The organism is Paenibacillus kyungheensis (assembly GCF_028606985.1).
In the GTDB taxonomy this organism is placed as follows: Bacteria; Bacillota; Bacilli; order Paenibacillales; family Paenibacillaceae; genus Saccharibacillus; species Saccharibacillus kyungheensis.
This window is the reverse complement of the sequence record NZ_CP117416.1, coordinates 4,731,522-4,744,960: the sequence shown is the minus strand read 5'-3', so window position 1 is coordinate 4,744,960 and position 13,439 is coordinate 4,731,522. Positions and strand designations below refer to the sequence as shown.

At 39.9% G+C, this 13,439-nt stretch carries 13 protein-coding genes; 12 read left to right on the top strand and 1 reads right to left on the bottom strand.

The window, feature by feature from the left end; all coding sequences use genetic code 11:
* Positions 1 to 18 precede the first annotated feature (18 nt).
* Positions 19 to 1,344 carry a helix-turn-helix domain-containing protein gene (locus PQ456_RS20600; RefSeq protein ID WP_273613882.1) on the bottom strand — a complete coding sequence of 442 codons (1,326 nt, stop codon included), beginning with the start codon at positions 1,342 to 1,344 and terminating at the stop codon, positions 19 to 21.
* Positions 1,345 to 2,037: 693 nt separating this feature from the next.
* Between PQ456_RS20600 and PQ456_RS20595 the strand changes: the two genes are divergently transcribed.
* The 12 genes from PQ456_RS20595 (at position 2,038) to PQ456_RS20540 (ending at position 13,425) form a co-directional block, all read left to right on the top strand.
* Positions 2,038 to 2,271, top strand: coding sequence for a hypothetical protein (locus PQ456_RS20595; RefSeq protein ID WP_273613881.1), 234 nt, complete (start codon positions 2,038 to 2,040; stop codon positions 2,269 to 2,271).
* A 444-nt stretch (positions 2,272 to 2,715) separates the two neighbouring features.
* Entirely contained in the window at positions 2,716 to 3,162 is a 447-nt protein-coding gene (locus PQ456_RS20590; protein ID WP_204826156.1) for a tellurite resistance TerB family protein, read from the top strand.
* Positions 3,163 to 3,260: 98 nt separating this feature from the next.
* Positions 3,261 to 3,860, top strand: coding sequence for a TerD family protein (locus tag PQ456_RS20585; RefSeq protein ID WP_273613880.1), 600 nt, complete (start codon positions 3,261 to 3,263; stop codon positions 3,858 to 3,860).
* A 90-nt stretch (positions 3,861 to 3,950) separates the two neighbouring features.
* Complete coding sequence (locus PQ456_RS20580; RefSeq protein ID WP_204826158.1) at positions 3,951 to 4,526, top strand: TerD family protein; 576 nt, start codon at positions 3,951 to 3,953, stop codon at positions 4,524 to 4,526.
* Between the two features lie 272 nt (positions 4,527 to 4,798).
* Positions 4,799 to 5,377: a TerD family protein gene (locus tag PQ456_RS20575; RefSeq protein ID WP_273613879.1), complete on the top strand. Its 579-nt coding sequence runs from the start codon at positions 4,799 to 4,801 to the stop codon at positions 5,375 to 5,377.
* Between the two features lie 154 nt (positions 5,378 to 5,531).
* Positions 5,532 to 6,860 carry a TerD family protein gene (locus tag PQ456_RS20570; protein WP_273613878.1) on the top strand — a complete coding sequence of 443 codons (1,329 nt, stop codon included), beginning with the start codon at positions 5,532 to 5,534 and terminating at the stop codon, positions 6,858 to 6,860.
* 135 nt (positions 6,861 to 6,995) lie between these two features.
* A complete protein-coding gene (locus PQ456_RS20565) occupies positions 6,996 to 7,727 on the top strand; it encodes a TerC family protein (RefSeq protein ID WP_069327709.1) in 732 nt (243 codons plus the stop codon).
* Between the two features lie 116 nt (positions 7,728 to 7,843).
* The gene (locus PQ456_RS20560) at positions 7,844 to 9,052 is read left to right on the top strand and encodes an HpcH/HpaI aldolase/citrate lyase family protein (RefSeq protein ID WP_273613877.1); all 1,209 of its coding nucleotides are present in this window, start codon (positions 7,844 to 7,846) and stop codon (positions 9,050 to 9,052) included.
* Positions 8,994 to 10,430, top strand: a complete 1,437-nt coding sequence (locus tag PQ456_RS20555) for a phosphoribosyltransferase family protein (protein WP_273613876.1) — start codon at positions 8,994 to 8,996, stop codon at positions 10,428 to 10,430. The genes PQ456_RS20560 and PQ456_RS20555 overlap by 59 nt, the downstream gene beginning before the upstream one ends.
* On the top strand, positions 10,417 to 11,568 hold the full coding sequence (locus PQ456_RS20550; protein ID WP_273613875.1) for a cysteine protease StiP family protein: 1,152 nt from the start codon (positions 10,417 to 10,419) through the stop codon (positions 11,566 to 11,568). Before PQ456_RS20555 ends, PQ456_RS20550 begins: the two co-directional genes overlap by 14 nt.
* Complete coding sequence (locus tag PQ456_RS20545; protein WP_273613874.1) at positions 11,565 to 12,395, top strand: HAD family hydrolase; 831 nt, start codon at positions 11,565 to 11,567, stop codon at positions 12,393 to 12,395. Before PQ456_RS20550 ends, PQ456_RS20545 begins: the two co-directional genes overlap by 4 nt.
* Positions 12,385 to 13,425, top strand: coding sequence for an ATP-grasp domain-containing protein (locus PQ456_RS20540; RefSeq protein WP_273613873.1), 1,041 nt, complete (start codon positions 12,385 to 12,387; stop codon positions 13,423 to 13,425). Before PQ456_RS20545 ends, PQ456_RS20540 begins: the two co-directional genes overlap by 11 nt.
* Positions 13,426 to 13,439 lie beyond the last annotated feature (14 nt).

The window sequence follows — 13,439 nt, the reverse complement described above, 5'->3', positions numbered from 1 at the left end:
CACCTCTTGACTGTTGTATTAAGGCATTGAACGAATAAAATGCTGTATCAAAGACGTATAGTCCATAGTACGACTCATATTGTATCTACGTAATGACATATCAAATGTATTCAATGTATTTTTAAATTCTTCCAGAGGATAGCCTCTTTTAGCTTGATAAATGGCTAATTGGTAGTAAAAATCAGTCAGCATTGTATTAAAAGTAATGCTATTTTTGTAATAGCCAATTTCAAATTTAATATTATTATCAGGATGAGCTATAAATGTATTAAGAACAGAATCGATACAAAAATGATTAATATTAGCGGCTTTTAAAATAGTTAATAAACTAGGTAATTGTTCAAACGGATTTTCTTTTAAAAAAGTAATATAATTTTCTAAGCATTCTGTATTGCCAAGCATTAGCTGTAAATTATATAGATTGGCTTCAGCTGCTATTTTTAATTTATGAACTTCAAGATGTCCAACTTCATTCAGGGATTTGAACCAACTCAAATCTTTATAACCATCAATGTACTTTAAGCCTTCTTTATATTTACCTGTATATTCGAAAAAAATGGATTTTATTAAGTAACTTTGTCCGTAATACCAGACCAAATGTCTTTCGGTTGACAGGGGGACATAATCCGCACCTTGCCGATCCATTTTTTTGCATTCTTCCTCGTACACCCGATGAACCAATACGCTCATTTCATCTGTTACTTGTTCCATCAGATCCCATTCCTGTACGGTGTAATATACATTTGCCATTTGTAATAAAGCATCTAATCGCAAATGATCAGGGATGCGATCACGATAAGGATAGAACAAAGTTACTGCTGATTTGTTACGTTCTATATCTTCACTCAATTGAGCACGAAATAGCCGGTATTGGCTGATCGCTAGACGCTCTGCATGTTGCTGACGTTCGTTTTCGATCACACAGGTATAGAAAGGAACACTTTGTTCCAATTGACCGTTAAGCACCAATTCTTCTGCTAAATCAAACACATGAGGGACATACCGATAATCTTCCATCAGCAAATTTAATGTGTATTCAATCAAAACGTTTCGATCTAATTCAATACAGCGCAGAAATAAAGCACGAATACGTCGCCAGTTGACTTTGCTGCTTGCAAAACATTCTTCTATATATTGTTCATATAACCAGCCTTCCGGTCGATCGAGAGCGGCAGCCATACGATCTAGCTGGTTGATCGATATCGATCGAGGTGGATTGCTGTTGAGCGTTGCACTGAGTACTCCACGATTAATACCAGATATCTTTTCAAACTGTGTTAAATTGATTTGTCTGCGTTGCAGTTCTTGCTCAATATGAGAGCGGACTGTATCCAGTGTGCTCATAAACGGTAAGCACCTCCGAAAAATACAATATTCCTTATACGATTCCAGAAAATGATAGTTTTTATTATTCTATAAGTTACTTAAAATGTCAGAGTAGCTTTTTTAGTAACTTAGTATAAGGGTTCTATTGACCTATACAATTTGGGAGTAAACACTCACGTATTACAAAAAAAGGTTGTGATTACAAAATAAAAGAATCCGTTTTTTGAAAACTCCTGTAATAATAAAGATACAAGTTACTTCACTACTGTCATATAAACGGACACGTAGAAGTACAAATGTTGGCTGGCAGGATCTCACTACAATCCTATATACCAATAGCTTATAAGCTTTATAGTAATACCCAATAGTAAAGTAGCTTGTAGATGTAAATAGCTGTCCTATAGAAATATGGAAATAAATAGAAACACTCTAGCAAGTAAACGTAGTGAGTCCGAAGAATTCTTTAGCAACATACCACATAAGTAGTAAATTAGTTTATATCATAGAACACCCAACATTCCCTAAATGAATAGAGAAGACCAGAAAAGAGCATGATCGCCTACAGATCACGCTCTTTTCTGGCGTTTATTGATCATTTATTATAATTTCAAAATATTCCCAAAAAAACATCGCGAAAATGGTTTATATTGGATATTTTTGTGTTATATTCTATAGGTTGTTATTTTATATCTCTAATATGGAGGCTTATGAATGAACAGAGTCAGTATCGTGTTTACGGATTGTGTCAAAAAGAAAATGATTTGGAATCTAATCCCGGCGATGATTATCTTTTTGGTGTGGATGTATGGTATTCATGTAAGTGTGTATGAAGCTGTAGCATCTGCTGTTATCGCAGTGGTTGTACTGACTGTTGGTGATATGATTTCCAGTTACTTTTTTGGCGATACCTTCAATGCCACCAATTCTAATCATCCTACTCATTAATCGCTTGGATATGTGATATCTTCAAATAGATTTAAAATAAATCGTTGTTTACAAAAAAGCAAAAATCGCTGTTTTACAAACATGTGTCATAATCAGGGGCAAGAGTAGCACGTTAACCTGTTACTCTGCCCGGTTATGCGCCCCACGTAGAACTGTGCACCGTAAAGATTAGGAACGATCCATATGAATGATTACAGATAGCACCTTTGTCTCGGAAAAACTCGGGATTGAGGTGCTTTTTGTTTCAGTATGTGCACTGTAGCTTATTATGAGAGGAGAGAGTATTTTTCTACTGAGATCGACCTGCAAACTCAAAAGGGAAATTTGGTTTTTTTGATAACTTGTGGGAAAATATAGGCATAGAGAAAGCTCTGTACTCTCTGTATATTTGCAAAACTAGAGGTCTGCTTCAAATTGGTTTATGATAAATAGGAGGTGATCGATATGAGTGCATTCAAATCATGGTTAAACAGTACGAAAAACAACTTGAATGATCAGATGAAAAAGTTCAAAAATAAGGACTTTTTAGAAGCGATCGTAGCAGGTTGTGCTCTTGTAGCGGCAGCAGATGGAAATATCAGTGCAGATGAGAAGCAAAAAATGGCAGGTTATATCGGACGTAATGAACAATTAAAAGTGTTTGATATGAGTCTGGTTATCGCTCGCTTTAATCATTATGTAGAAAATTTTGAATTTGACGCGATCATCGGTAAGCAAGAAGCGCTTAAAGCGATCAGCAAATTCAAAAGCAAACCAGAAGAAGGTCGATTGTTGATCGGCGTATGTAGTGCAATCGGTTCAGCAGATGGTGATTTTGATCCTCAAGAGCAAGCAGTTGTGCGTGAGATTGCTACTGTATTGGGCTTGAATGCTTCCGAGTTTGGACTGTAATTCGGGTAAGAATAAAGACAATTTTAAAAAAAGTTGAAACGATTCTCCGGTAATAACAGTATTACATATCAGTATTACAAAGGAGGTCATATCATTTTATGAGTATCAGCTTAGTCAAAGGTCAAAAAATTGATTTAACCAAAGGCAATAGCGGTCTGAATCAACTGGTGGTTGGTTTGGGTTGGGATCCCGCGGAGACACAATCTAAAGGATTCTTCGGTATGAAAAAAGCCAAAGCAGATATCGACTGTGATGCTTCAGCGATTCTTTTGGACGCAAATGATAAATTGACCAAAGCTACAAATTTGGTCTGCTTTCATAACTTGACTAGTGGTTGCGGTTCTGTCAAACACAGCGGGGATAACCTCACAGGCGAAGGTGCAGGAGACGATGAGCAAATCCATATCGATCTTTCTAAAGTACCTGCTGATGTGCATAAAGTGCTCGTTGTGGTTAATATTTATCAAGCAGAACAACGCAAACAAGATTTCGGTATGATTTCGTCTGCATACATTCGTATTGTAAATGGACAGAATCAACAGGAATTGGTTCGCTTTAATCTAACAGATGATTATTCCGGTATGACGGCATTGATTACAGGTGAAATCTACCGTAATGGATCAGAATGGAAATTTAACGCAATTGGTCAAGGAAAACAGGCTGCGCATATCGATATTTTGGCTCGCCAATATTCATAATCGGTAAGCGTTATCTTCTAACAATGAAAAAGAGTCAATTATACGTTATTCAGCAACTCAAATCATACACATGGAAAGAAGGAATTGAACATGGGAATTAACTTATCTAAAGGACAAAAAGTAGATTTGACGAAAAGTAATCCAGGATTATCTAAAATCACAGTAGGTCTAGGCTGGGATACAAATAAATATGATGGCGGCGGAGAGTTCGATTTGGACGTATCTGTATTTTGCGCGAATGCTGAAGGTAAAGTAGCTAGCGAAAAAAACTTTATTTTCTTCAACAATCCTCAAAATGAAAATGGTTCTGTCGTACATACAGGCGACAACCGTACAGGCGCAGGCGATGGCGACGATGAGCAAATCAAAGTAGACATCCCTAACGTACCTGCTGATGTAGACAAAATTGCATTTACAATTACAATCTATGAAGCAGCAGCTCGTAACCAAAACTTCGGTCAAGTATCTAACGCTTACGTTCGTATCGTAAACGATGATAACAACGAAGAATTGATCCGTTTCGATCTAGGAGAAGATTTCTCTATCGAAGCAGGTGTAGTTGTAGGCGAATTGTACCGTCATGGCGCTGAGTGGAAATTTAACGCGATCGGTAATGGTTACAAAGATGGTCTTGCAGGTTTGACACGCGACTACGGCTTGCAATAAGCATTTGGCATTAGCGTTTAGCAACATAAACGCGACCAAACACTTGGCATTATAAGTGCGACAAGTTTCAATAAAAAAATGATTTTTGCAAAGCAAAATATCTTACAATAAGCGTTTGGCAACATAAACGCGACAAGGTTCAATAAGAAAATGATTTTTGCAAAGTAAAATATCTTACAATAAGTGGTAAACAAAGCGGAGCGCATAGCTCCGTTTTGTTTCAGTGTTATAGGTATCACCAAAATATAGTGATGGTAAGGAGTGAACAGAGGATGACGATTAATTTATCCAAGGGGCAACGTATCGACCTCACGAAAACAAACCCGGGATTAACACGAGTTGTGGTAGGTCTAGGCTGGGATACTAATAAATACAGCGGTGGTAGTGATTTTGACTTGGATGCTTCTGCATTTTTATTGCATGAAGATGGCAAAGCCAAAACAGAAGCAGATTTTGTATTTTACAACAATCTGACCACATATAATGGCGCGGTGACGCATACTGGAGATAATCGTACAGGTGAAGGCGATGGAGATGACGAGCAGATCGTTGTCGATTTCAGCAAAGTTCCTGCTAGCATTTCACGTATAGGTATCACAGTAACAATCCATGATGCAGACGCACGTGGACAGAATTTTGGACAGGTAAGTGCTGCTTTTGTACGTGTAGTAAATGAAGATAATAGCAGTGAAATTTTGCGCTTCGATCTAGGCGAAGAGTTCTCTACCGAAACAGCAGTCGTATTCTGTGAATTTTACCGTCAAGGCACGGATTGGAAGTTCCAGGCGATCGGTAGTGGATTCTCAGGTGGGTTAGCTGCATTGTGTCAGAACTACGGCTTACCTGTATAATTTTACAGTGATATCAAATAAGGCAAAAGCATGAACTATACATGAATAGGGTGGGTTTCCTGCCCTATTTTTTTTCACTTGTCGTTGGGATTTAATGCTAAAATAGAGAAGAACAGTGGATCTTTTACGTCATACATTACGGGGTTAATTAATTATGAGTGTAGCTATTGTGAAAGGGCAAAAAACAGACGTAACCAAAACAACGCCAGGGCTTCAACAACTCATTATTTCACTGGGATGGGAAGCACCAGCTTCTTTAGAATTAGACACTTCTGCTTTTTTACTACAGCAAAATGGAAAAGTAAAAAGCGATAACGATCTTATTTTTTATGGTAATCCAGGTAATGCTTTTATTACTTATATTGAAAATGCGACAGGTAGCGATGCCCGTCAATTCAAAGTGAATGTAGGCGCAATTCCGCAAGATATTCAAAAAATTGCGATCACGCTTACGATTTACAATAGCGAGAAGCCGACAGAAAATTTTAGTCAGGTGAACCGCACATACTTACGCTGTGCAAATGAAGCTACAGGTGCAGAGATTTTCCGTTATGATCTGGATTCTAAATTTTCATCAGAAACTGCGATTGTAGTAGGGGAATTGTACCGTTATCAGACAGAATGGAAATTTGCTGCGGTCGGGGCAGGTTATTTTGGTGGACTCAAAGAATTATGTGGTAGTTATGGAGTAGAAGTAGAAGATACACCAGCGCCAACACCGACACCAGCGCCGCCAGTACCTCCTAAGCCTGCTCCAATACCAACACCGCCGCCAACGCCTGCACCAACCCCTGCGAAGCCGATGAATCTCAACCGTCCATCGACTCCACCTCCTGCTCCTCCAGTGCCAACACCGGCTCCTACGCCTTCAGTGAACTTAAATCTATCCAAGATTGAGTTGAAGAAAAAAGGCGATGTGATCAATCTTCAGAAAAAATCAGGCGGTTCACTAGGTGAACTATTGATTAATCTGAACTGGAATCGTCAGGAGAAAAAAGGATTATTTAAACGTAGTTCAGGAGTCGATCTGGATCTAGGTTGTCTGTATGAATTACAAGATGGTGATAAAGGTGTTGTTCAGGCACTGGGTAATTCATTTGGTTCTTTGACAAGTTGGCCGTTTGTTGCACTAGACGGTGATGATCGTACCGGTGCTGTCGCAGGTGGCGAAAATATGCGGATTAACGGTAACAAAATATCTGAGATCAAGCGTATTCTGGTCTTTTCTTTTATTTACGAAGGCATTACACGTTGGACGGATGCGGATGGTGTAGTAACCATTTCGCAACAAAATGGACCTGATATTATCGTGCGTTTGGATGAAGCTGATAATCGTAGTCCGATGTGCGCGATTGCAATGATCCAAAATGTGGGTAATGAAACATTTAGTATCGAAAAGTTGGTTCAGTATTTCAAAGGTCATTCCGATATGGATCGTGCTTTCAATTGGGGCATGCGCTGGAAAGCCGGTAGCAAAGATTAGGCTACCGATGCATATGGTGATCTTGAACATACACAGAATTTACAAAACTCGGTATTATAAGTGTTGATACCCCTCTAAAATAATTAGAATGTGGACATCACGCTTAACACACGAAGTGTATATGGAGGACGATGTATGGACTGGTTCAGTAATTTTTTTCAAAGTATTGCTGATAACTACGGTCACTTCTTCTCATGGAGTGAGATTGCTGCAACTCTATCCGATCCAGTGAGCTGGGGAGTTATTGCAAGTCTTGTACTATTAGAAGGATTATTGTCCGCTGACAATGCGCTTGTGTTAGCCGTTATGGTCAGACATTTGCCACCGAAACAGCAGAAAAAGGCTTTGTTCTACGGTATTCTTGGAGCTTATCTTTTCCGCTTTCTGGCGATTGGTCTTGGAACGTATCTGGTTACATTTACAGCAGTCAAAGTCATTGGCGGATTGTATCTGTTCTATATTGCGTACAAAGGATTATTCAAAGGCGGAGACGAAGACGAAGTACAGAACAAGCCAATGTCTTTCTGGAAAACCGTATTAATGGTTGAAATGATGGATATTGCTTTCAGTATTGATAGCGTTGTAGCGGCTTTTGGTATCAGTAACGAAGTCTGGGTATTATTCCTGGGTGGTATTATTGGGATTTTGATGATGCGTGGCGTAGCTCAATTGTTCTTGAAACTGATTAATAAGTTCCCTGAACTAGAGAAAACAGCATTTATTTTAATTGCGATTATTGCAGTGAAAATGATTGTCGGCGCATTTGGTTTTGAAATTTCTCAAGTGTTGTTTTTTGCAATTCTTATTGTGGTGTTTGTAGGAACGATGGTCATTAGTTCGATTCGTCGTAAAAAAGAACAGTCTTAATCAGAATTGCTGCTACAACAGATTGGATGATCCCTCCTGCCTGCACAATAGGAGGGATTTATTTATTATACGGCGGCTTGCAAGCCAAAGTTTCGGTGCATCAAAGGAGGAGACTTATGCGTTACTTTAACTATTTATCGCTTGAAGAAGAACAAGAATTGTTCTATTCGGCACCGATTCATTACAATAACTCTTCCCAACAGGAACTATTGGCGTATGCCGTAGGCGCAGCACTCTATTGTCCTGCTACACGTCCCACGATTGCTAGAGATATTTTGACAGAACGACATCAAGGATTAACTTCATGGGTATTGGATCTGGAAGATGCAGTTGGAGATCAGCAGGTAGAGATGGCTGAAGCATCATTAATCCAACAACTGACCCAATTGTATGTTCAATTACAACAAGAACAAGTGCACCGGGATCAGTTACCACTGTTATTTATTCGTGTACGCAGTATCGGGCAGTTGGAGCGAATGATTGATCAGTTAGGCGAAATGATGATATTGATTACAGGCTTTATGCTACCCAAATTCGATCCAGAGCAGGGATTACAGTATTTCCAAGCGATTGCACGTTATAATCAGGAGAAAGATCTGAATGCTCCTATCTTATACGGATTACCTATACTTGAAACGGCTGCTGTGATCTACCGTGAAACTCGTGTAGAACATCTGTTAGCGATCAAAAAAATATTGGATACGTACAAATCGTATGTATTGAATGTGCGTATTGGAGCGACTGATTTTTCAAGTCTATTTGGATTACGCCGTAGTCCTGATATGACGATTTACGATATTGCGCCTATTCGGGACTGTATGTCTGATATTATTAACTTATTCGGTCGTATGGATTCACCATATGTGATCTCAGGGCCGGTATGGGAATACTTTGCTAATGGAGAACGGGTACTCAAACCGATGTTGCGTCAGTCTCCTTTTGAAGAAGCATTGGGTGATGATGGACGTAAATTACGCAAAGAATATATTAACCGTCATGTGGATGGCTTGATTCGTGAAGTGATTATGGATAAAGAAAACGGGATTGTGGGCAAAACGATTATTCATCCTACACATATCGGTCTGGTACAATCATTGTATACCGTAACTCGCGAAGAATTTGAAGATGCGGAAAGTATTATTCGTAACAACAATGGCGAACTTGGTGTATTTAAAAGTGGCTACGCTAACAAAATGAATGAAATCAAACCTCATTTAAATTGGGCGCAAAAAATTATAGCAAGATCACAAATTTATGGGGTGCTACATGAACAACAACATTTCATCTCTCTTCTCTCAGAACAAGAACAACGTATATACGTATAAGATTTTGGAAGATTTAACAGTAAACGTAGAAGTGCAGCAAAATCCTTTTCAATTAGAATTAGATCACTTATTTACGATGGCGGCACGTATTAATCCCAAGCGCTCGTTTTTATTTGTCAGCAAAGTACTGGGCAAACATCTGGCGGTTGATCCTTATTTGTCATTGTTGAGTGGAGCAGTATTGTCATTATTACTTTACAATGATATGCGTGAACAATCTGATCCGAAGATCACAGCGTTACTTCCTCGCATTTTACAAGCGATGTCATCGGGTGAAGGCTTGGCAGAAGCCTATCATGAATTGATGAATCTGAAGCTTGTTTTACCTGTGCCTGTATCGTTTATCGGGTTTGCCGAGACCGCGACAGCATTAGGTCATAGTATGTATCAAGTATTTGATCGGGGAGCTCAATATGTACATACGACACGGCATGATATAGCCGGTCTATCCTCGGTGATTACATTTGAAGAAGAACATTCCCATGCTACAGCTCATCGTTGTTATGCTCAATCGGAAGGTATGATCACAGGCAATGATCCTATTATTCTGGTAGACGATGAGATCACAACTGGCAAAACAGCTCTTAATATTATTCGTGAAATTCATGCTCAATATCCGCGTGATACGTATTATGTTGCTTCATTACTCGATTGGCGAGAAGACGCTCATGTACAGCGGTTTGCAGATTTGGAACAAGAATTAAATATAACGATTACAGTACTATCTCTGATCAAAGGTCAGATTACGGTTCATGGACAACCCAGTCTTACGCATGATCCGATGACATTGCATGAGCAATTAGCAGATATTCCTGTAGATACAATCTATCTGGATCATCTATTTGCACAGCAAGAAGGATACGCTTCTATCGATGGATATGGTCATCAGAATCAAGCTTCATTGATGACAGGTACAGGTCGATTCGGTATCGGGGCACATGACAATCTATCTAATAACTTTAGTATCGAAAAAGCGGCACAATTACTAAGTAAGCATAGAACCGGTCAGCACACATTGTGTCTGGGTACTGAAGAATTTATGTATATTCCGATGCGAATCAGTAGTGAAATGGGCGATGGAATCAAGTTTCATTCAACCACTCGTAGCCCGATTTACCGTTCGCATATGCCGCATTATAGTATTCAGACAGGAGATACCTTCCCTTCTCCCGAAGATAGTAGTGTGACTAACTTTGTATATAACATTCCGGAAGGTCATTATGATGATGTCTTTGTGTTTCTAGAACGTGATGTCCCTCAAGAACGTATCCAACCATTAATCGATGTATTGCGCTCCAAGCTGTTCCAGCAGATTCATATCGTAATCTGTGGTCCTCAAATGGTGCAAGAGAAAGGGATAGAACATGAATCAACATAAACAAGAGCAATTGCTAGCATTCCCCTTACCACATCCAGAACCTCTTGGAAGCTACAGTCCATCTGATGTGATTTTTCTACTGAAAGATTTGAGCAATGTGAATCTAGAGCGCGGCACAGAAGAACGTGAAGAAGCGATCCAGACGGGAACGCATTATTCTGAAATGTTGCCTGTAGAATACCAACCGACTCCTGAATATATTCAGTTATTTCACGAAACTCTGGCAGAATCCGCTGAAAAAGTGGCTCTGGCAGCAGGTGTAGTGAGTGAACTGATTTTGCATAAGCGTGGCAAGAACTTGGTACTGGCTTCACTGGCTAGAGCAGGTACGCCGATTGGAATTCTGATGAAGCGTTACTTGATGCAACAATATGGATTAGATGTGCCACATTATAGTATCTCGATTATTCGTGGCAAAGGGATCGACGAAAATGCACTGAGATACATTTTCCAACAACATGGTGTAGAGCAAGAATTACAATTTGTCGATGGATGGACAGGTAAAGGTGCGATCCGTCAGGTATTGATTCAAGCTTGTGATCAATTTGAAAAAGATTACGGTATTCGTCTAAATGATGATCTAGCAGTATTAGCTGATCCTGGATTCTGCTCGGACACTTATGGAACACGTGAAGACTTTTTGATTCCAAGTGCTTGTCTAAATTCGACAGTATCTGGATTGATGAGTAGAACGGTGTTGCGTGATGATCTAATCGGTGAGCATGATTTTCATGGAGCCAAATTCTATAAAGAATGGTTGGACAGTGATCTATCCAATGTATTTGTCGATCAGGTATCTTCGTATTTCCCGGCGATTGCGGAACAAGCCAAACAGCAAGCACAAGAGTTATTAGATTCTCCTGTAGCGATAAGCTGGCAAGGGCTAGCTGATATTCGTTCGATTCAAGATCATTATGGGATTGAAGATATCAATCTAGTCAAACCAGGTGTAGGCGAGACGACACGTGTCTTGTTACGTCGTGTACCCTGGAAAATTCTTGTGGATCGTGAAGACAATCCGAATCTACGTCATATCTTGCTATTGGCTCAAGATCGCGGTGTTCCTGTAGAAGTCTATCACAATCTAACGTATTCTTGCTGTGGCATTATTAAGCCGAGGCAGGGGGAGAGCGAATGATCTATGCGAGTGATCTGGATCAGACGTTAATTTATTCTGTACGTTCGATGGGAATGGATATCGATCTATCGGTGATGCAACCTGCGGAAACGTATAAAGAACGTATTATTTCTTATATTTCGATAGCTACACTGCAACAGTTACAACAAGTGGCTGAGCAGATTACGTTTGTCCCGGTAACGACCCGTACACTGGATCAATATGCGCGTATTCATATTTTTCAAAATAAAGTCATTCCCCAATACGCAATCACCAGTAATGGAGCGAATATTTTAGTTGACGGTGTAGTGGATGAAGAGTGGCACAAGCAGATTTTGGCGGATGTGTATACCAAGTCAGCTCCTGCGGCAGAAGCATTAGCGTTATTTCATACGGTATCTGATCCAAGCTGGATCGTTGCTGAACATTTCTGGGAAAGTACATTTTATTCGATTGTAGTGGATCGTGAATTGATGCCACTGGATACAGTACTTGCTCTTCAACCGCAATTAGAAGCGTTAGGGTGGGGCATGTCGGTTCAAGGTCGCAAAGTGTATCTGGTTCCTTTTCCAGTTAGTAAAAATCGAGCAATAGCAGAAGTGAAACAAAGAGTAGGCGCTTCAAAAGTGATCGCATCTGGCGATTCGATTTTGGATCGTGGATTGCTTGATGTAGCAGACTATTCGATTGCACCAGCACATGGTGAACTGTATCGTGAATCGATAGCAGAACCTGCACTGCGTCATTATTCGTTTACATCAACTTCTGGTATTTTGGCAGCAGATGAGATTCTGCAATATGTGGTAGCTACGTTAGATCAAGAAGGGAAAGTCAGCTATGAGTCATAAGGTACGTGTCTGGTTCAATCGTTGGTTTGCTGTCGGATATCATTATATGAACAATATTCGTCATAACCCAGATGGACTGGAATTTGAAATCTATGGTACACATCGGGATGCTGAACATGTTTCGTTTCAAGCATGTGATTACACCGAGATTGAACCGGCATTGCCGGGTGATGAGTATGTGGCGTACTGTCTAGATTTCTGTAAGCGTCATAAGATCGATGTATTTGTTCCACGCTGGCGCATGATCAATATTGTACGAGCGATTCATTCTTTTGAAGCGATCGGAGTTAAAGTCGTTGCTTGTACCAATCTAGAATTGCTTGATGTTATCGAAGATAAAGGAAACTTTTACCGTTCGGTTGAGCAAAATGGTCTGATGGTTGTACCTGAATATCATCTGGTGCACAATGTCGAACAATTCAAGCAAGCGTATCATGATCTGATGAGCAAAGGATTAGGGGTATGCTTTAAGCCGACCCGCTCTGAAGGTGGACTTGGATTTCGGGTGATCCAATCGAATTATAATGCTTTGCAAGAATTGTTGGATGTACCTAATGTAAATATTTCGTATGAGCAGACGGTTCAGATCTTGTCGTCAGTTGAGTCTTTCCCCGAGCTTATGGTTATGGAAGTACTAGAAGGGCATGAATATAGTATTGATTGTCTGGCTTCACCGACCGGAGAATTGTTAGCAGCAGTTCCTCGTCGCAAAGCCGATGGTGGACGTGCCCGTTTACTTGAGAATGTACCGGAATTGATTAAGCTGGCGGAGGAAGTGGCGCAGTTCTATAAGATTCCGTATAATTATAATTTACAACTGAAATATCAAGGTGATACTCCGAAAGTATTAGAGATTAATCCTCGCATGTCTGGCGGATTGCATATTTCTTGTCTCAGTGGTGTCGATTTCCCTTACCTCGCTGTAAAATTAGCATTAGGATATCCCGTAGAAAAGCAAAATCCAGAGTTTGGTATTCTGGCAAGCTATGTAGAACAGCCGGTATTGATTCGTAAATTGGAACAATCCTGATCATAGATCGTATG

Bases quoted from the DNA above. Each gene is read 5' to 3' on its own strand.
- PQ456_RS20600 (WP_273613882.1), bottom strand. From the start codon at position 1,344: ATGAGCACACTGGATACAGTCCGCTCTCATATTGAGCAAGAACTGCAA.
- PQ456_RS20595 (WP_273613881.1), top strand. From the start codon at position 2,038: ATGAACAGAGTCAGTATCGTGTTTACGGATTGTGTCAAAAAGAAAATG.
- PQ456_RS20590 (WP_204826156.1), top strand. From the start codon at position 2,716: ATGAGTGCATTCAAATCATGGTTAAACAGTACGAAAAACAACTTGAAT.
- PQ456_RS20585 (WP_273613880.1), top strand. From the start codon at position 3,261: ATGAGTATCAGCTTAGTCAAAGGTCAAAAAATTGATTTAACCAAAGGC.
- PQ456_RS20580 (WP_204826158.1), top strand. From the start codon at position 3,951: ATGGGAATTAACTTATCTAAAGGACAAAAAGTAGATTTGACGAAAAGT.
- PQ456_RS20575 (WP_273613879.1), top strand. From the start codon at position 4,799: ATGACGATTAATTTATCCAAGGGGCAACGTATCGACCTCACGAAAACA.
- PQ456_RS20570 (WP_273613878.1), top strand. From the start codon at position 5,532: ATGAGTGTAGCTATTGTGAAAGGGCAAAAAACAGACGTAACCAAAACA.
- PQ456_RS20565 (WP_069327709.1), top strand. From the start codon at position 6,996: ATGGACTGGTTCAGTAATTTTTTTCAAAGTATTGCTGATAACTACGGT.
- PQ456_RS20560 (WP_273613877.1), top strand. From the start codon at position 7,844: ATGCGTTACTTTAACTATTTATCGCTTGAAGAAGAACAAGAATTGTTC.
- PQ456_RS20555 (WP_273613876.1), top strand. From the start codon at position 8,994: ATGAACAACAACATTTCATCTCTCTTCTCTCAGAACAAGAACAACGTA.
- PQ456_RS20550 (WP_273613875.1), top strand. From the start codon at position 10,417: ATGAATCAACATAAACAAGAGCAATTGCTAGCATTCCCCTTACCACAT.
- PQ456_RS20545 (WP_273613874.1), top strand. From the start codon at position 11,565: ATGATCTATGCGAGTGATCTGGATCAGACGTTAATTTATTCTGTACGT.
- PQ456_RS20540 (WP_273613873.1), top strand. From the start codon at position 12,385: ATGAGTCATAAGGTACGTGTCTGGTTCAATCGTTGGTTTGCTGTCGGA.